Origin of the sequence: Bacillus sp. V33-4, assembly GCF_002860225.1 — a bacterium.
Taxonomy (GTDB): Bacteria; Bacillota; Bacilli; order Bacillales; family Cytobacillaceae; genus Bacillus_BJ; species Bacillus_BJ canaveralius.
In genome coordinates this window covers 14240-31694 of the sequence record NZ_PGVC01000036.1, presented here as the reverse complement: position 1 = coordinate 31694, position 17455 = coordinate 14240, and the positions used below count along the sequence as shown (strand labels likewise).

Genomic DNA, 17455 nt, shown 5'->3' with positions numbered 1-17455 from the left:
TGGGTTAATGTTATAACTTTCAGAGGCCAAGGTTCTTGGCAATGATCGTCTTCATGATCTCATTCGTACCAGCATAAATGCTTGCGACCGGGATATCCCGGTAACGTCTTGCAATCTCGTATTCTTCCATATAGCCATAACCGCCGTGGAGCTGCATGCATTCGGCGGCAATTTTTTTGGCCGAGTCCGTCAATTTCCATTTCGCCATCGAAACTTTCGTGACGATATCCTGACCCCCTATGTGTTCCGCGATTAACTGATCAAGGAAGACTCGACCCATTTCGATTTCTGTTGCCATCTCGGCAATTTTAAATTGCGTGTTTTGTAATGCGCTAATCGGTTTCCCAAAAGCTTGGCGGCTTTTTACATAATCGATTGTCAGTTTCAGCATCACTTCTGCCGCCGTCTGCGCTGCAATCGCAACGATCAGCCGCTCCTGTTGAAGCTTTTCCATTAAGTAAAGAAAACCATTTCCTTCTTCACCAATCAGATTGTTTTTTGGAACACGGCAATCCTCGAAAATTAATTCGGCAGTATCCTGGCAGTGCAACCCAATTTTGTCCAGCTTTCTGCCTCTTGTAAATCCAGGAGAGTCCCTTTCAACAACGATTAAACTGACTCCTTTATGTTTCGGAACCGCCTTCGGGTCCGTTTTACAGGCAACCAGGATTAAATCGCCATGAATCCCATTCGTAATAAATGTTTTTTGGCCGTTTAAGATATAGTCGTCCCCGTCACTTCTAGCCGTTGTTTGAATATTGGCGAGATCGGAACCTGTGCCGGGCTCCGTCATGGCAATTGCCGTTATCAACTCGCCACGCGCACAGCACGGAAGCCAGCGTTGCTTCTGTTCTTCGGTCCCATATGTATTGAGATAAGGGACTACAATATCACTGTGCAGCCCAATCCCGACAAGTCCGGACCCGACCCGCTCCAGCTCTTCATTAATGACGGCCGAAAAACCCCAATCAACACCGCTGCCTCCGTATTTTTCATCGAGATCAGGACACAAAAAGCCCTGCTCCCCCATCTTCCTCCAAAACTCGCGCGGAATCATCCTGTCCTCTTCCCACTTTTGATAATTCGGATAGGCTTCTTTTTCTAAAAATTTTCTTAATGACCTGCGAAAAATCTCATGGTCTCCGGTTAAATACAGATGGGGCATGGTTGACCTCCTTCATTTTGTTTGTAAGCGTTTTCTTTTTGGCGTTATTTTTATCATAGTCTGATACATAAATAGTCTTCTGTATCCGTTTGTATGAATGATCTACAGTACTAATTTGGGGATATATTTGCGGGAATTCAGGTTGCTATTTTAACTGACAGTTTATTCTGGATCAATTATCGCTGTTGCGTTTACAAAACAATGCGTATATCCTTCTTCGTCACACTTTACCAAATCTCCTTTATATAAGACGTTGTTTTTTCACTCTTGTCGTGGTCTTGTGGTCCATCCCACGGGATGCTGAAATAATCAGCGATTAATAATTGATAAAGATTGAATATATATGAAATAGGGTATAAAATTCCGTATAAGAGTTAAAAATTACACGTAGAAGGGGTGAAAGCAAATGATTACTATAGACAAGGAGGTCGTTCTCAAGGTGAGAAGTGAACCAACTATGTTAAAAAAGGACATCATTTGGCGTATCGATCAGACCGAATATGTTGTTCGAAATGTCCCCTATGTTAAACTTGATGCAGATGGTGAAGAGTTTTTAGATATGGACGTATCTGTTACCATGACTGCACTTCGTGATCTTATGGTTGAAAATGAAATTCCTCACGATGTTGATTATGAGGATTTTGCACACATTGAATTCTAAATGAGCGTTCTTTATATATATAGTGCACCCGCATAAACCTCTAATGATTCATTCGTTAGAGGTTTTTTGATGAAAAAAAGAGCTAGTCCTCAAACCAGCTCTTTCCTAAAGCCTTATTAATCATCCTCAAGTTTTGTTCAAAGATAAAATTTTTATTTATTCATATGGACAAGTCTGTTTTTATGCGATCTGTGCAATAATTCCTTCTTCATCATCAAGCACCAGCTTGATGCCGGCATAAGGATCGCGGTTCAAAAATTCATCAAGCCATAATCGGAGAGCCTCAATTAAGTTTGCAGCAACGAGTACTTGTTTCCGGCCGTCAACAAATGCTTCCGCAGAAAACCCATAATCATCATCATACATAAGTTCTACTTCAACTTCTTCAGGCTTTACTTGTTTTTTGCGGGAGACATAAACGCAAATAGCATTTATAATCTCTTGCTCTGAAAGGATTAACTTCTCCACTGATTTGTTTCCTGTGATCTCTTTTTATTCGTAAAGAAGGCGAAAATTCTACGAATGACAGAAATAAGAACGACAATTGCCAGAACATTAATCATTAAACCAAGGATAGAACCTAGCATTCCCATGTTGGCAAATAGGCTGCCAAACAATAATCCGGCCAGTCCGCCTAACATAAGCCCTTTCATTAGTCCGCCTGACATAAATCCACCTTTAGTATTGGTAGTGGCCGCAGATTTTTTTGTTGTCGAAGTGTCCGACTTTTTATTTTGGAAAAATGAATTGTTGTTTGTCGTGTTCGAATTATTGTTAAAGCTTCTTTTGCCTGATTTATACGATTTCGCTTCCACAGTTGTGGAATGATCTTGGAACACAGAGTTTCCGACAGGCGCGAAGATAATTGCTATCGAAAGTAAAGCAGCTAATATTTTTTTCATATTATGAATTCCTCCATTATTATACTGAGTATGAATCTATTTACGATGCAAAGCAAAAAATGTTTCATTTTTTTGCTTAATTAATATTTGATTACCGATAGTTTTATGCTCTCAAGCACATCGACAGAATGACCACTTTGTTTAAAGCCCGCCCAAATAGTGAATGATCAATGTCCATCAACACTTGCAAAAGTGCACAACTAAGATTAATTATACTACATGTGCTTAAAAGAGCCAAAAGAAAAGCCTTTAGGCATACGCGTAACCGAAATTCATCTCCCCCTTATCACTGGGATGCGCCTTCACACGATTGAAGAGTTCGGGGCATGACAAAGTATTCTATATATTCTGCCATTATGTGTGGGTCCGCTCGTGAATCAAATTCCACTCATACATGGTCAAAAAGTTGTCATCAAAAAAACCTGGATCACACAAACCCAGGCTCCATTATCCTATCATCTACTGGCTCACCAATTTCCCCTGGCTCTGCCCCTTTCTCTCCCTAACTTTTTTAATATTGACCCGAATCAGCAGTGAAATTGCGAGAGCTGCGATAAAAGCGGCCACAAAAATATAGAGAGTTAGTGTGTAGCTGTTGGTCGTTTCCCGGATCCAGGAGACGAGGATCGGCCCGACGAGTCCAGCTGCCGCCCAGGCGGTCAGGATATAGCCATGAATCGCGCCGAGCTGCTTTGTTCCAAATAAGTCGCCGATATAAGCAGGAATCGAAGCAAAGCCACCGCCATAACAGGTCAGGATGAGAAAAATCAGCAGTTGGAACAATAGGGCGTTTGTCGTCGTCGGAAGCAGCAGGAACGCCACTGTTTGAATCGCAAAAAAGGCTGTATAAACATTTGGACGGCCGATATAGTCTGAAATGGACGCCCAGCCGATTCGGCCGAATCCGTTAAACAAGCCCATAATTCCAACCATTGTCGCCGCGCCAGCCGCACTTAAACCGGCAATGTCCTGTGCCATCGGCGAGGCGACAGAGATTATCGCAATCCCGCATGTAACATTGATAAACAGCATCGCCCAAAGCGCCCAAAAACGAACTGTTTTTACGGCTTCGTTGGCTGTCAGTTGGGAAAGGTCTCCCTCTCTTTGTTCGTTCGTTTCCTCTTCCGCCATTCCCTCAGGCAGCCATCCTGGTGGCGGTGGAGCGAGGTACAGGGACGAGGAAATCATCACGACAAAATATACGGCCCCAAGAACATAAAAGGTGTTGGCAATCCCGATATTCGTAATCAGGTCCGCAATAATCGGACTGGCGATTAACGAGGCAAACCCGAAACCCATAATGGCAAGTCCAGTTGCAAGGCCGCGACGGTCAGGAAACCATTTTACCAGTGAAGATACCGGGGTAATATAACCAATTCCAAGCCCAATTCCGCCGAGAACCCCGTAAAAAAAGTATAAGAGATAAAGAGATTCAATGCTTTCTGCAAATCCGGCACCAATTAAACCCACCCCAAAGCAAATTGACGAAATCATTCCTGATTTACGCGGGCCATGCCTTTCGACAAAATGACCCATAAAGGCCGCAGACAGGCCGAGGAACAAAATAGCAATACTGAATGTCAATGAAATCTCGCTCAATCCCCAGCCATGCTGATCACGAAGTGGATTTGTGAAGACGCTCCAGGAGTACACCGAACCGATTGAAATGTGAATGCCGACCGCCGCTGCGGCGATAAGCCAGCGGTTTTTCGTTTTCGCCATTGTTCCTTCCATCTCCTTTTTAAAAAAATCAGAGGGCAGACGCCAAATAGCTATCCCTAAATCCGCATATCACTCAAGGGTTTCTCCATATTTTTGCTGCTGGGCTGGCGAAGCACCGTCAGTATTGCGCTCGAGCTCCTCCGTATCCTGGCCCATACCCTTCAGAAAGTTAAGCAATAGTGTAACAGCCCGGTTGATTTCCGGGTCCTTCAATGCTCCAACAAGGTCAAAATAACTTGTTTTTTCTTCTGTGTTTGCATGTTTCGCTACTCTGGCGATCCCGGCATCAACTTTTAATAAAAACGGCTCCAGCTGTTGGACGTTAATCATCCCGAGAGTTCCGACCATTAACAGCAGGTTTTTGATGGCATTGGTGTTTTCAGGCTTGTCGGCTGCTTTTACAAGAATATTCAGGACCCTGTCTCCCTGCCCTAAAAGGCCGTTTAAGACAGAAAGAATCCCCCTTTCATGCATGTGGTGTAGGACTTGAAGCGACTGAAGGATCGCCTCCTTGTTGTCGATCAGCGCATCTTCAACCTCACGAAGATCCTTCTTACGCTTCTCTTGTTCATTTACTTCAATGCGATGGATTTTTTTGATCGCTTTAGCCATGCTGCTTCCGCTCCTTTTTCACAAGTTCGCCCGGGAAAATATAATCGCTGCGGGCCCATTTCTTTTGAACTTGGACACCGATTTGCGGCTGCGGATTTCCATACCTGTGATTGATTTTTGGCAGCGGATTAATACCCTCTTCTTTTAATATTTCAAGCTTGGCTTGTACTTCTTTGTACGCAGGAGTATCTGTATCCTTATCCCCGTAGCTGCTCGTTAATAGGTTGATAGCTGCTTCGCCTGCATCATTCATAGGAAGGTAAACTTCTTTTCCCCTAACCCTGTCGGTAATATGGCATTGTACTTTTACATTTCCATATGGCGACGACAGGCGGACGAGCGTGCCATCCTTCAAGCCTCTTTCCGCAGCTAATTCAGGAGAAATCTCCAAAAACACGCGCGGTGTTTTTTCCGAAATTCCCGCTGATTTATATGTCATATTGCCTTCATGAAAATGTTCAAGCAATCGGCCATTATTGACATGCAAGTCATACTCTTCACCAAAATCAAGCGGCTTCGACCAATTGACCGAAAAAAGCTGTGCTTTCCCATCAGGGAACGGAAATCCATCAAGAAATAGGACCGGCGTATCCGTTCCGTCTTCAGCAACCGGCCATTGCAAGCTATTATAACCTTGAAGACGTTCGTAGCTGACACCGGCAAATAGCGGTGCAAGCTGGGCTGCTTCGGCCATGATTTCGCTTGGATGTTCATATTTCCAGCCAGCCCCTAGTGAATTGGCAATGTCCATAACGATTTGCCAGTCCGGTTTGGAATCTCCAAGTGGGTCAAAAACCTGGTACAGCCGCTGGATCCGCCGTTCAGTATTTGTAAAAGTCCCGTCCTTTTCAAGGCTGGGGCTTGCCGGAAGAACGACATCGGCAAACTCGGCAGTGCGCGATAAGAAAATATCCTGGACTACAAAGAAATCGAGCTTTTGATAAGCTTCATGAACATAATTGATGTTCGAATCAACAATGCCCATCTCTTCCCCCTTCACATATAACGCTTTAAGTGTGCCTGCATGGATGCCGGCGACCATTTCATGGTTGTTGAGGCCAGGGTGTGCTGGCAACTTTACGCCCCATCCTCGCTCATATTTTTCACGAACCTCTTTATCGGTTACTTTTTCATATGATGGGAAACGGTCCGGCATACTGCCAAAATCGCTTGCGCCCTGAACATTGTTATGTCCGCGCAGCGGGTATGAACCGGTACCGGGACGGCCGTAGTTGCCAGTCACTAACAACAAGTTTGAAATAGCCGTACTTGTATCACTTCCGCCAAGATGCTGGGTAACACCCATCGCCCAAAGCGCGCATACACTATTCGCGTTATGGATCATCTCGGCTATCTCAATCAAGTTTTCTTTTGAGATTCCCGTAATGTCTTCTGCGTATTCCAGAGTATAAACTTCAAGGTTCTTCCTATACTCTTCCATACCATTGACTTTCAATCTTATAAAATCTTCATCAGCCCAGCCCTGGTCGATAATATACTTTGTAACAGCTGACAGCCAAACAATATCAGTACCGGCGCCTGGATGGACAAATAAGTCAGCACGATCAGCCATTTCATGCTTGCGTAAATCTGCAACGATCAGCTTTTGTCCCTTTAACTTATGGGAGCTTTTTACTCTTGTTGATAAAACGGGATGGGATTCCGACGTATTCGAACCGATAATTAGTACAAGCTCAGACATTTCAATATCCTTAATTGAGCCAGAGTCACCCCCATAGCCGACTGTTCGGAACAACCCCATCGTTGCCGGCGTTTGGCAATATCTTGAACAGTTATCAATATTATTGGTCCCAATAACTCCCCTTGCAAGCTTCTGCATTAAGTAGGACTCTTCATTTGTACATTTGGATGAACTGATAAAGCCCAGCGCGTCAGGGCCGTCTTGTTCCTTCATTTCCGTGAATTTACGGGCGATTAAGCTTAAAGCTTCCTCCCACTCTGCTTCGCGAAAAGAATCACCCTCCCTGATCAGCGGCTTTGTAAGCCTTTCTTCACTGTTAACGTAATCCCACCCAAATTTCCCTTTAACACAGGTGGAGATTCCGTTCGCTGGTGCTTCTACCTGCGGTTCAACCTTGAGAATTTTCCTCCCCTTTGTCCAAACGTCAAAGCTGCAGCCCACCCCGCAATACGTGCAAACAGTTTTCGTTTTCTTAATCCGTTCTTCCCGCATCGCCGCTTCCATGTCGGAAACCGCGAGGATCGAGCCGTAACCAGTTTCAATATTCTTCGTGATTTCGATCATCGGGCGCAACGTATCCTTATCAAGGCCTGTCATATACCCGGCTTCACCAACCATACCTTTTTCCATCATCGCATTGCATGGGCAAACCGTTGAACAATGCCCGCATGACACACAGGATGATTCATTAATTGGCACATCATTGTCCCAAATGACACGGGGACGCTTTCGCTCCCAATCAATTGTCAACGTTTCAGTAACCTGAACATCCTGACAGGCTTCAACACAGCGTCCGCACAAGATACATTGATCTGGATCATATCGGTAAAATGGATGGGATTGGTCGACCTGGTATGGCTTTTGATCAAAAGGTATGCTCTGGTGGTTGATTTTCATTTCTTTAACGGTGTTATGTACTTCACATCCCCCGTTGTTATAATCACAGACTGTACAATAAAGCTCATGGTTGACTAAAATCCTGTCCATACCGATCACCTGTGCTTCGCGCACCTCCGGGGAAACGGTATCAATCACATCGCCATCGCTCATTACAGTGGAACAGGACCTAACTAATTCACCATTTACTTCAACAATGCATGTATCGCACGTTTCAATCGGTCCGAGACTCGGATGATAACAAACACTGGGAATCTCAATAGAGCTGTCGGACAGGAATTGCAGAACGGTCTGCTCTGCTTTTGTTGTTACGTCTGCACCGTTGATTTTCACATTAATGGTGTCTGACACATTGCCTCATCCTTTCTCTCTACTAATCTTTCAAAAAAAGAGTTACTCAGATTTCCACTACCCTAACGTTTTTATGATCAAACCTAATAAAATCAGACATGGTGAAGATGCTGATAACTTTAAAAATAGTTCGGACAGTAATAAAAGACGGTTGGTTTCAAATGAAATAGATACAAGAAGAGGAAACTCTGAAGATTCGAGGTGTTGGCTAGCGCTGGATTGGCGATTCAGCCATTCTGAAGAATGCTAGCACTTTTGTAGTGCCGTTTTCTGCCGAATTCTTCTATGTTTGTTCCGGTCGAAACGCGGGAATATAAGTAATAATAAACTAGGAGGTAGACCTTCATGAAAAGATTAATTAAAACCGCCATTAAATGGGCGCCTGTCATTTATCCAATTGTTAAGAAAATCATAAATAGCCGCAAAACAAAAGGATCTTCACCTTCCCCAAGATAGTTACAGCAAAAGCAGCCGGAGTCCGGCTGCTTTCGGTATCAATCGTTCACAGGTTTTTCCATCAGGCCTCTGCCAATCAGATTAGCTGAAACCGGTCGCAAATCCAGATCTCTTGCCCAAACAGACAGCTGGCCGACATGGTGGATTTCATGGGCGATAATATGGCGCAAAACCTCTCCGCGTGTAAACTTGTCGTCCAGCCATGGTGCAGAACATCGCAAGTTCTCCATGTCACTCGTCCACTTTTGTAAAAATGCGAAAATCTCAGGATGATAGCGTTCCGATAGCTCTCTTACTCTTTGAAGTGATTCAAAACACTTAAAATCAATCTCGATATCCGATTTCGCCTCGAGCGCTCGAATCCAGCTATATTCTACATCAATAATGTGAAGGAGCGTCTCATGAAAACTGCCAGCTCCCCCTGTGCGCTGCTTTATGTATTCTTCTTGCGGCAACTGCTCGCACCAGTCAAACCACTCATCCCTCACTTGCCAGTTATAGCGAAACAATGTAAGCATAATCTGATCACTCCTTCTTTAATTTGCTTTCTAACCGCTTTTCAGAACAACGCAAATCCTCTTTTAAAAGCACTATCCCTTGGTTACATCGCCTTTTATTTGGGCTGCATACGGATGCCGCCGTCAAGGCGAATCGTTTCTCCGTTCAGCATTGGATTTTCCAGAATGCTTTCGACCAGCATGGCGTATTCATGCGGCTCGCCAAGCCTGGAAGGAAACGGCACTATTTTACCAAGTGATAACCGTGCTTGCTCTGGAAGAGTATCGAACATAGGTGTATGAAATAAGCCAGGAGCAATCGCCATAACGCGAATTCCAAAGGCGGCCAGCTCTCTGGCAATCGGTAAGGTCATCGCGACAATTCCGCCTTTTGAGGCACTGTACGCCGCCTGGCCAATTTGCCCTTCGAAGGCGGCTACTGAAGCAGTATTGATGATTACTCCTCTTTCACCCGCTTTGTTTTGTTCATTATTGACCATTTTTTCGGCCGCAAGCCTGATAACGTTGAAGCTTCCCACCAGATTGATTGAGATTACCCGCGAAAATGTATCGAGCCGATGGACTCCTTGTCGGCCAAGTATTTTTTCGCCGGTTGCGATCCCTGCACAATTAATGACGGTGTTTATAGATCCAAAGACAGAAATGCCTTGCTGCAAGGCAGAAGCAATGTTCTGTTCATTCGTGACATCGGTTTTGACAAAAAGGACCCGCTTTCCCAACTCCGACTCAAGGCGCTTCCCCCGTTCTTCAGAAAGATCAAGTATTAAAGCCTTACCTCCTTTTTGAACGATGTTTCGAACAGTGGCTTCCCCCAGTCCTGATGCGCCGCCCGATACAACCGCAATCGTTTCCTTGATCTCCATCCCGTTCCACTCCTCATCAATACTTTCTTTTTAGCTAAGAATTTCCCCGGTGATATCATTACTCCTATATTTTCAATTATTCAGATAATTTTTGCAAAAGTTATCATAATTCTCAATTATTTTTTTTGCTTGATGTGTCACTCGGTCAGGGTTTGCGGGTTGATTCCGACTGGGCAAGAATTAAAAAGTGAAAGCCTGTCTAAACACACAGGTTTCGTTCGGACTGAGCACGGCCAAAAAAGCAAAAGCCTGTCTGAACACGGGTCTCATTCGGACTGGGCATGGACAAAAAAGCAATAGCCTGTCTGAACACGGGTCTCATTCGGACTGAGCATGGACAAAAAAGCAAAAGCCTGTCTGAACGCGGGTCTCATTCGGACAGAGCACGGCCAAAAAAGCGTAAGCCTGTCTGAACGCGGGTCTCGTTCGGACTTGGCATAGACAAATAAGTGTAAGCCTATCTGAACACGGGTCTCGTTCGGACTGAGCATGGACAATAAAGCAATAGCCTGTCTGAACACGGGTCTCGTTCGGACTGGGCATGGACAATAAAGCAAAAGCCTGTCTGAACACGGGTCTCGTTCGGACTGGGCATGGACAAAAAAGCAATAGCCTGTCTGAACACGGGGCTCGTTCGGACTGAGCACGGCCAAAAAAGCAAAAGCCTGTCTGAACACGGGGCTCATTCGGACTTGGCGAGGACAATAAAGCAATAGCCTGTCTGAACACGGGTTTCGTTCGGACTGGGCATGGACAAATAAGCGTAAGCCTGTCTGAACACGGTTCTCGTTCGGACTGAGCATGGACAATAAAGCAATAGCCTGTCTGAACACGGGTCTCATTCGGATTGGGCATGGACAATAAAGCAATAGCCTGTCTGAACACGGGTCTCATTCGGACTTGGCGAGGACAATAAAGCAATAGCCTGTCTGAACACGGGTTTCGTTCGGACAGAGCACGGCCAAAAAAGCAAAAGCCTGTCTGAACACGGGTCTCGTTCGGACTTGGCGAGGACAATAAAGCAATAGCCTGTCTGAACACGGGTCTCGTTCGGACTGAGCATGGACAATAAAGCAATAGCCTGTCTGAACACGGGTCTCATTCGGACTTGGCGAGGACAAAAAAGCAATAGCCTGTCTGAACACGGGTCTCATTCGGACTTGGCGAGGACAAAAAAGCAAAAGCCTGTCTGAACGCGGGTCTCATTCGGACAGAGCACGGCCAAAAAAGCGTAAGCCTGTCTGAACGCGGGTCTCATTCGGACAGAGCACGGCCAAAAAAGCGTAAGCCTGTCTGAACACGGGTCTCATTCGGACTGGGCATGGACAAAAAAGCAATAGCCTGTCTGAACACGGGTCCCGTTCGGACTGGGCAAAGGCCAATAAAGCGAAACGAGTCAACCATATAAAACAACCACCTGGAATATTAGCTCCAGGTGGTTTCGTGCGCTATTCTTTCAATCGATATCTTTTCGCCACTTCTGTAAATGATAGTTCAGAAGTGTCATTATAGACAAGATCAGCTTTCTTAAACTGTTCCTTAGGACCGATCGCAACGGCAAACATTCCCGCCGCTTTTATTGCTTCCACGCCTGCTGTTGCATCTTCAATTCCAATACAGGCGGATGGTTCGGCTTCCAGCAGTTTTGCAGCAGTTATAAAGATTTCCGGATCGGGTTTTCCGTTACGTATTGTTCTTGAATCGACAATGATATCAAATTGTTCCCTGATACCGAGAGCTTCAAGGACGGTCATCGCATTTTTGCTGGCTGACGCAATTCCGAGCTTTACGCCTGCCGCGTTGATATCGGCAACAAATTGCCAGATCCCCGGCAACAAATCCGCAGGTGTAATCCTGTTAATCAACTTTAAATAATGCTCGTTTTTTTTAGCAGCCAGTTGATCTTTTTCCTCGCTTGAAAATCGGGCTTGTTTCCCGCCGTGAGTAAGAATTTTTTCAAGCGAATCCATGCGGGAAATCCCTTTCAATTCTTCGTTGAACTGGCGCGAGAACGGAATTCCAAGCTGATCGGCGAGCGCTTTCCAGGCCAAGTAATGGTACTCTGCGGTATCGGTAATGACTCCATCAAGATCGAAAATAACAGCTTCAAGCGATTTATTCATGGCGACCTCCTTTGCCGTTAAGCGGTACATTAAGCTTCCCATTGGCGAAAATTGTTTTCGGTTCGCTATAGAGCGACAGCCGCAGCTCTGAGCCCCGCTGTGAAATAATCACTTCGTCTTTTGTTACTTCTACTTTGATTTCATGGCTTCGATAGATAATGTTAAAGCTGTAGCGGTCCCACTCGTTCGGAATGAATGGGGCAAATGACAATGTTTCATTCGCCGTCCTCATCCCGGCAAAGCCTTGAACAATCGCCAGCCACGAGCCCGTCATGCTTGTAATATGAAGGCCGTCTTCCGTATCGTTATTATAATTATCGAGATCAAGGCGGGCGGTACGATTGTACATTTCGTAAGCTTTTTTCTCCATTCCAAGTTCAGCCGCCAACACAGCATGGATACTTGGAGATAAGGAGGATTCATGGACGGTCATCGGCTCGTAAAATTCGAAATTGCGCCGTTTCTCTTCATTCGAAAACTCATGGTTAAGAAAATAAAGCCCTTGCAGAACATCCGCCTGTTTAATAAAGCAGCTGCGCAGAATTTTGTCCCAGGACCAGTTCTGATTAATCGGCCTATCGCTAGGCTCTAGCTGATCTACGGTCATTAAGTCCTTATCTAAAAAAGTATCATGCTGCACAAACACATCAAGCTCTTCATCATACGGAAGGTACATGTTCGCTGCGATGTGCTGCCATTCGAGCATTTCTGTCTCGCTAATGTTCAACTCCTGCAGCTTTGCCAGATGGCTATTTTTCCGTAAAAAATCGATCACTTCAAGAGCGTAGCTAAGCATCCACATCGCAATCCGGTTCGTATACCAGTTATTGTTTATGTTATTCTCGTATTCGTTTGGTCCGGTAACACCATGAATCATATAAAGCTGTTTCTTTTTATTAAAATGAACCCGATCGGCCCAAAAGCGTGCGATACCAATCAGGACGTCCACTCCGAATTCCTGAAGATATTCGCGGTCACCTGTATAATTAACATAATTGTAAATGGCGTAAGCAATCGCACCGTTGCGATGTATTTCTTCAAATGTGATCTCCCATTCGTTATGGCATTCAATGCCATTGAAGGTCACCATCGGATACAAAGCGCCTTTAATGCCCTGCTTCCGGGCATTGCGATAGGCACCATCAAGCTGGTTATGGCGATAGATACAGAGATTACGAGCGACACTGGCGTCTGCCGTGGACAAATAAAGCGGAATAGCATAAGCTTCAGTATCCCAATAAGTTGCCCCGCCGTATTTTTCACCAGTGAAACCTTTTGGACCAATATTTAAACGGGAATCCTCTCCGTAATAGGTTGAAAATAGCTGGAACAAATTAAAACGGATTCCTTGCTGGGCCTCGTCATCACCGGAAATTTCAACATCTGCCCGGCTCCATCTCTTTAACCATTCCTGCCGATGCTCTTCAAGCAATCCGTCAAACCCCTTTTGATAAGAGTGTTCCAAAATCATTTGACCTTTGTGAACTAAGTTTGCAGCTTCATGGTCTCTATCAGTAGTAACCGCTACATACTTATAAACATGGATCGTTTTTCCTTGTGCAGCTCTTGCCTCGATCACATTATCCACGTATTCCGTGTCCATATTGGCAACCAGTTTTGTCATTTCCCCCTGGACTGCCAGCTTCATGGCGACTGCAACCTGGAATGTTGGAGTTCCAAAAGGATTGTCTTTTGTTTTCATAACGAGATGGCCCTGGAAATCTTGCACATCCTTACTTATCTCTATCCAAAAGTCCTCATCATAATTGGCGTCTTCATTGCGAACATCACCGTCCAGGTAAGGGATAAGCTTCATACTCCCTTCATAGTTGAGAGCGGTTACAGAGTAGCGAATAACAGCCAGTTCCGGTTCTGCAACAGATAAAAATCTCACCGTTTCAACCAGCGTCTCTTTTCCATTATCGACAACCGTGAATGTCCTTGTCAAAACACCATGCTGCATATCCAGCTCGCGGTAATATTCTTTTATTTCCGCTTGATTGAGGTCAACCTCTTCCCCATCAAGAAACAGGCGAATGCCAATAAAGTTCGTGGAGTTGATCACTTTGCCAAAATATTCAGGATAGCCGTTTTTCCACCAGCCGACACGGGTTTTATCAGGAAACCAAACACCGGCAATATAAGAGCCTTGATGGTGATCACCGGAAAAAGATTCCTCAAAGTTCCCTCTCATGCCCATATGGCCGTTTCCAAGACTCATGACGCTTTCAGCTAAACGAAAGTTTTCTTTGTGCAACTCCGTTTCGATGATTTTCCAGCTATTAATTTCGAATAATCTTTTCATGGCTCTATCTCCCTTTTTCAAGTTGAGCAAACGTTTGCACTAATTATAGCACGATTTCATTCCACTGGTCGGATCAACCATGGTTTTTGCGCGAAAAAAATTGCGTAGTTCCCATTTATAAACGTTGACTCATTATTCGCAGAGGTTTTTTTCAAAAACTATTGCATATTAAGATAATATAATGTATAATATAGAAATTCGCCCTTCTTGAATTAATGATTGAAGAAATGATATGTATGAAAAAATAGGCGTTCTACTTTTGTTTTATAGCAATACTTATTCACACTGGATCGGCTTCGGAGCCGTAAGGACGTTAGAGAGGTAGGGCTTTCGTCGTTTAGGTTAAAAACCATCAAGTGGAATATCACCGCGGCAAATGATATCATTTAAATAAATTTTTATGTGGAAATTCAAGTTGAATCTAAAAAGCGGTCCAGGAGTTGCTGGATCGCTTTTTCTATGTAGGTTTAGACAGCTGTTTTATAATTTTTTAAAAAAATTGAGAAAATTCATTTGCGAATTTTGTCTTTTCAATTTATAATGTGATTTACATCACTATATATAGTGATTTATAACGCTAACAGTTCAATATTTTGTGTTTTCCAGTGAAAAGGGTGTCGAAAGCTTCGACATAATAGGGAATCCGGTGTGAGTCCGGAGCTGTCCCCGCAACTGTAAATGCTGATGAAATAAGTGTATCCACTGTGAGAGCTCTCATGGGAAGGAACTTAAAGTAAAGCGAAGCATGAGCCAGGAGACCTGCCTTTTTTATACGTACTATCTTCTTCGGGAGTTGAGAGGATAGAGCGAGGAAAAGGTCATTTCGATAACCTGAATTCTTCTTCGTTCTATCCGCTCATCTTTACCGATGGGCGGTTTTTTTTATTGACTAGAAGGGAGAAATATAATCATGACTTTACAACTGCCAACAGCTTATTCTGATTTAGACTCGGGAAATTTGCAGGAGGTGCATCAGTTTATCCAGCAAATAACTGCGCCATACCCGGGTCTCCATGCAGCTGAATTTGCTGAAAAAATCTCAACATTGCTGTCATCAAAACAAAACATTCATAAGGACAAACTTGCCAATGACATGATTTTGGCGGCATTAGAACGAATTTCTGCTGGTGAACCGGACTGGACGTATGTTGCGGCAAGAATATATTTAGAAAGGCTTTACGAAAAAGCGTCTATCTCGAGGGGCTATCGTTCAAGCGAAAAATACGGAAGCTTTTACGACCTGATTCTAAAGCTCACAAAGCTTGGAATTTACAGCAGCAAACTAATGCAAGCTTATACAGAGCAGGAAATTAAGACTTTAGGCGGTCTTATCAATGCTGAACAGGATCTTTTATTTACATATATCGGCCTCGTTACCCTGTCTGAAAGATACTTGGCTAAATCCCATGCAGGTGAAATTCACGAACTCCCCCAGGAACGTTTCTTAATCATTGCGATGACGCTGATGATGAATGAACCAAAAGAAAAACGATTTGACTTGATCAAGGAAGCATACTGGGCGATGTCCAATCTGCTGATGACTGTGGCGACACCGACCCTTGCAAATGCCGGCAAAAGCTACGGACAGCTATCGAGCTGCTTTATTGATACCGTTGAGGACAGTCTGCGCGGGATTTATGATTCCAACACCGATATTGCCAATCTATCGAAAAACGGCGGCGGCATCGGCGTCTATTTAGGTAAAATCAGAGCGCGCGGCAGCGACATAAAAGGCTTCAAGGGCGTTTCCTCGGGGACGATTCCGTGGATGAAACAATTAAACAACACAGCCGTAAGTGTTGACCAGCTTGGGCAGAGACAGGGAGCAATTGCCGTCTACCTTGATGTTTGGCACAAGGATATTTTTTCTTTCCTTGAATCTCGCTTGAACAATGGTGACGAACGGCTGCGCACCCACGATTTATTCACAGGCGTCTGTATACCCGACTTGTTTATGGAGCTCGTCCGCGAACGCGGGGATTGGCATCTATTCGATCCACATGAGGTTCGGACCGTAATGGGTTACTCACTTGAAGATTATTTTGATGAAGAACCTGGCAGCGGCACATTTAGAAAAAAATATTTCGAATGCGTCAACCACCAGGATTTGACAAGACACACCGTTCCCGCTATCGAGGTTTTTAAAGCCATCATGATTTCGCAGCTTGAAACAGGGACTCCATACATGTTTTATCGGGACACAGTGAACCGGGCTAACAGCAACTATCATCAAGGCATGATTTACTGCAGCAATCTATGCACAGAAATCACGCAAAACCAGAGCCCGACCACGGTAACTGAAGAAAAAACGGAGGATGGAAAAATCATTACCGTTAAGGAACCTGGCGATTTTGTCGTCTGCAACCTGTCGTCGATTTCACTAGCGAAAGCGGTTCAGGAAGGCGTTTTGGAAAGGCTTATTGCCATTCAGGTAAGAATGCTCGATAACGTGATTGATTTAAATGACATTCCAGTTCTGCAGGCAAACCTGACGAATAAAAAATACAGGGGAATTGGGCTCGGCACCTTTGGCTGGCATCACTTGCTTGCATTGAAAGGAATTGCCTGGGAGACAGATAAAGCTGTCCAATATTGTGATGAACTTTATGAGGAAATCGCTTATTTGACGATTAAAGCCAGTATTGAAATTGCGAGGGAAAAGGCGGCTTATCCTTTGTTCCCGGGGTCAAGCTGGGAAACCGGAGCATATTTTGAAAAGCGGGGTTATCATTCAGCCAGGTGGCAGGAACTAAGAGCAGAGATCAATAAATATGGTATTCGCAACGGTTATTTGCTGGCAGTTGCGCCGAATTCATCAACGGCAATCATTGCCGGTTCAACATCGGGAATTGACCCGATTTTTCGCAAGGAGTATTCAGAAGAAAAGAAAGATTACAAGATTCCCGTGACAGCGCCAGATCTAAATCCACACACTAATTGGTACTACAAATCTGTATATTTGATCGACCAAAAATGGAGCATCCTGCAAAACGCGAAGCGCCAGTGGCACATCGACCAGTCAATATCGTTCAACATATATGTGCGCAACGACATTAAAGCAAAAGAACTGCTTGAGCTGCACATGCTTGCATGGGAACAAGGACTGAAAACGACCTATTATGTGCGCTCGACCTCAAGCGCTGTTATCGAAGAATGTGAAAGCTGCCATAGCTAATGA

The 17455-nt window shown here is 44.5% G+C and carries 13 protein-coding genes and 1 riboswitch; of the genes, 3 read left to right on the top strand and 10 right to left on the bottom strand.

Going from position 1 to position 17455, the window contains the following annotated elements:
• Positions 1–19: 19 nt before the first annotated feature.
• Positions 20–1165, bottom strand: a complete 1146-nt coding sequence (locus CVD23_RS13920; RefSeq protein ID WP_101666356.1) for an acyl-CoA dehydrogenase family protein — start codon at positions 1163–1165, stop codon at positions 20–22.
• Between the two features lie 406 nt (positions 1166–1571).
• On the opposite strand from CVD23_RS13920, the gene CVD23_RS13915 reads away from it, so the two are divergent.
• Positions 1572–1826, top strand: a complete 255-nt coding sequence (locus CVD23_RS13915; RefSeq protein ID WP_101575259.1) for a hypothetical protein — start codon at positions 1572–1574, stop codon at positions 1824–1826.
• Between the two features lie 180 nt (positions 1827–2006).
• On the opposite strand, the gene CVD23_RS13910 is transcribed toward CVD23_RS13915, so the two are convergent.
• The 5 genes from CVD23_RS13910 to fdhF form a co-directional block, all read right to left on the bottom strand.
• The gene (locus tag CVD23_RS13910) at positions 2007–2294 is read right to left on the bottom strand and encodes a YxcD family protein (RefSeq protein WP_101575258.1); all 288 of its coding nucleotides are present in this window, start codon (positions 2292–2294) and stop codon (positions 2007–2009) included.
• Entirely contained in the window at positions 2282–2728 is a 447-nt protein-coding gene (locus CVD23_RS13905; protein ID WP_101575257.1) for a hypothetical protein, read from the bottom strand. Before CVD23_RS13905 ends, CVD23_RS13910 begins: the two co-directional genes overlap by 13 nt.
• 459 nt (positions 2729–3187) lie before the next feature.
• The gene (locus tag CVD23_RS13900; protein ID WP_101666355.1) at positions 3188–4450 is read right to left on the bottom strand and encodes an L-lactate MFS transporter; all 1263 of its coding nucleotides are present in this window, start codon (positions 4448–4450) and stop codon (positions 3188–3190) included.
• Positions 4451–4519: 69 nt separating this feature from the next.
• Positions 4520–5062 carry a DUF1641 domain-containing protein gene (locus CVD23_RS13895; protein WP_101666354.1) on the bottom strand — a complete coding sequence of 181 codons (543 nt, stop codon included), beginning with the start codon at positions 5060–5062 and terminating at the stop codon, positions 4520–4522.
• Positions 5055–8012 carry a formate dehydrogenase subunit alpha gene (fdhF, locus tag CVD23_RS13890; RefSeq protein WP_101666353.1) on the bottom strand — a complete coding sequence of 986 codons (2958 nt, stop codon included), beginning with the start codon at positions 8010–8012 and terminating at the stop codon, positions 5055–5057. The genes CVD23_RS13895 and fdhF overlap by 8 nt, the downstream gene beginning before the upstream one ends.
• Positions 8013–8357: 345 nt before the next feature.
• On the opposite strand from fdhF, the gene CVD23_RS22555 reads away from it, so the two are divergent.
• Entirely contained in the window at positions 8358–8468 is a 111-nt protein-coding gene (locus CVD23_RS22555; protein ID WP_245917230.1) for a hypothetical protein, read from the top strand.
• 38 nt (positions 8469–8506) lie between these two features.
• Here the strand turns inward: CVD23_RS22555 and CVD23_RS13885 are convergent, their stop codons facing one another.
• The 4 genes from CVD23_RS13885 to CVD23_RS13870 form a co-directional block, all read right to left on the bottom strand.
• Positions 8507–8986 carry a DinB family protein gene (locus CVD23_RS13885; RefSeq protein ID WP_101666352.1) on the bottom strand — a complete coding sequence of 160 codons (480 nt, stop codon included), beginning with the start codon at positions 8984–8986 and terminating at the stop codon, positions 8507–8509.
• A gap of 95 nt (positions 8987–9081) precedes the next feature.
• Positions 9082–9849, bottom strand: a complete 768-nt coding sequence (locus CVD23_RS13880) for a 3-hydroxyacyl-CoA dehydrogenase (RefSeq protein WP_101575252.1) — start codon at positions 9847–9849, stop codon at positions 9082–9084.
• A gap of 1448 nt (positions 9850–11297) precedes the next feature.
• Positions 11298–11972 (bottom strand): beta-phosphoglucomutase, encoded by a 675-nt coding sequence (gene pgmB / locus CVD23_RS13875; protein ID WP_101666351.1) that lies wholly within the window; start codon positions 11970–11972, stop codon positions 11298–11300.
• The gene (locus CVD23_RS13870; protein WP_101666350.1) at positions 11965–14277 is read right to left on the bottom strand and encodes a glycoside hydrolase family 65 protein; all 2313 of its coding nucleotides are present in this window, start codon (positions 14275–14277) and stop codon (positions 11965–11967) included. Before CVD23_RS13870 ends, pgmB begins: the two co-directional genes overlap by 8 nt.
• Positions 14278–14872: 595 nt before the next feature.
• A riboswitch (cobalamin riboswitch) is annotated at positions 14873–15058 on the top strand.
• A 129-nt stretch (positions 15059–15187) separates the two neighbouring features.
• Here CVD23_RS13870 and CVD23_RS13865 point away from each other — a divergent pair.
• Positions 15188–17452 carry a ribonucleoside-diphosphate reductase subunit alpha gene (locus CVD23_RS13865; RefSeq protein ID WP_101666349.1) on the top strand — a complete coding sequence of 755 codons (2265 nt, stop codon included), beginning with the start codon at positions 15188–15190 and terminating at the stop codon, positions 17450–17452.
• The last annotated feature ends 3 nt before the right edge of the window (positions 17453–17455 follow it).

Bases quoted from the DNA above. Each gene is read 5' to 3' on its own strand.
- CVD23_RS13920 (WP_101666356.1), bottom strand. From the start codon at position 1,165: ATGCCCCATCTGTATTTAACCGGAGACCATGAGATTTTTCGCAGGTCA.
- CVD23_RS13915 (WP_101575259.1), top strand. From the start codon at position 1,572: ATGATTACTATAGACAAGGAGGTCGTTCTCAAGGTGAGAAGTGAACCA.
- CVD23_RS13905 (WP_101575257.1), bottom strand. From the start codon at position 2,728: ATGAAAAAAATATTAGCTGCTTTACTTTCGATAGCAATTATCTTCGCG.
- CVD23_RS13900 (WP_101666355.1), bottom strand. From the start codon at position 4,450: ATGGCGAAAACGAAAAACCGCTGGCTTATCGCCGCAGCGGCGGTCGGC.
- CVD23_RS13895 (WP_101666354.1), bottom strand. From the start codon at position 5,062: ATGGCTAAAGCGATCAAAAAAATCCATCGCATTGAAGTAAATGAACAA.
- CVD23_RS22555 (WP_245917230.1), top strand. From the start codon at position 8,358: ATGAAAAGATTAATTAAAACCGCCATTAAATGGGCGCCTGTCATTTAT.
- CVD23_RS13885 (WP_101666352.1), bottom strand. From the start codon at position 8,986: ATGCTTACATTGTTTCGCTATAACTGGCAAGTGAGGGATGAGTGGTTT.
- CVD23_RS13880 (WP_101575252.1), bottom strand. From the start codon at position 9,849: ATGGAGATCAAGGAAACGATTGCGGTTGTATCGGGCGGCGCATCAGGA.
- pgmB (WP_101666351.1), bottom strand. From the start codon at position 11,972: ATGAATAAATCGCTTGAAGCTGTTATTTTCGATCTTGATGGAGTCATT.
- CVD23_RS13870 (WP_101666350.1), bottom strand. From the start codon at position 14,277: ATGAAAAGATTATTCGAAATTAATAGCTGGAAAATCATCGAAACGGAG.
- CVD23_RS13865 (WP_101666349.1), top strand. From the start codon at position 15,188: ATGACTTTACAACTGCCAACAGCTTATTCTGATTTAGACTCGGGAAAT.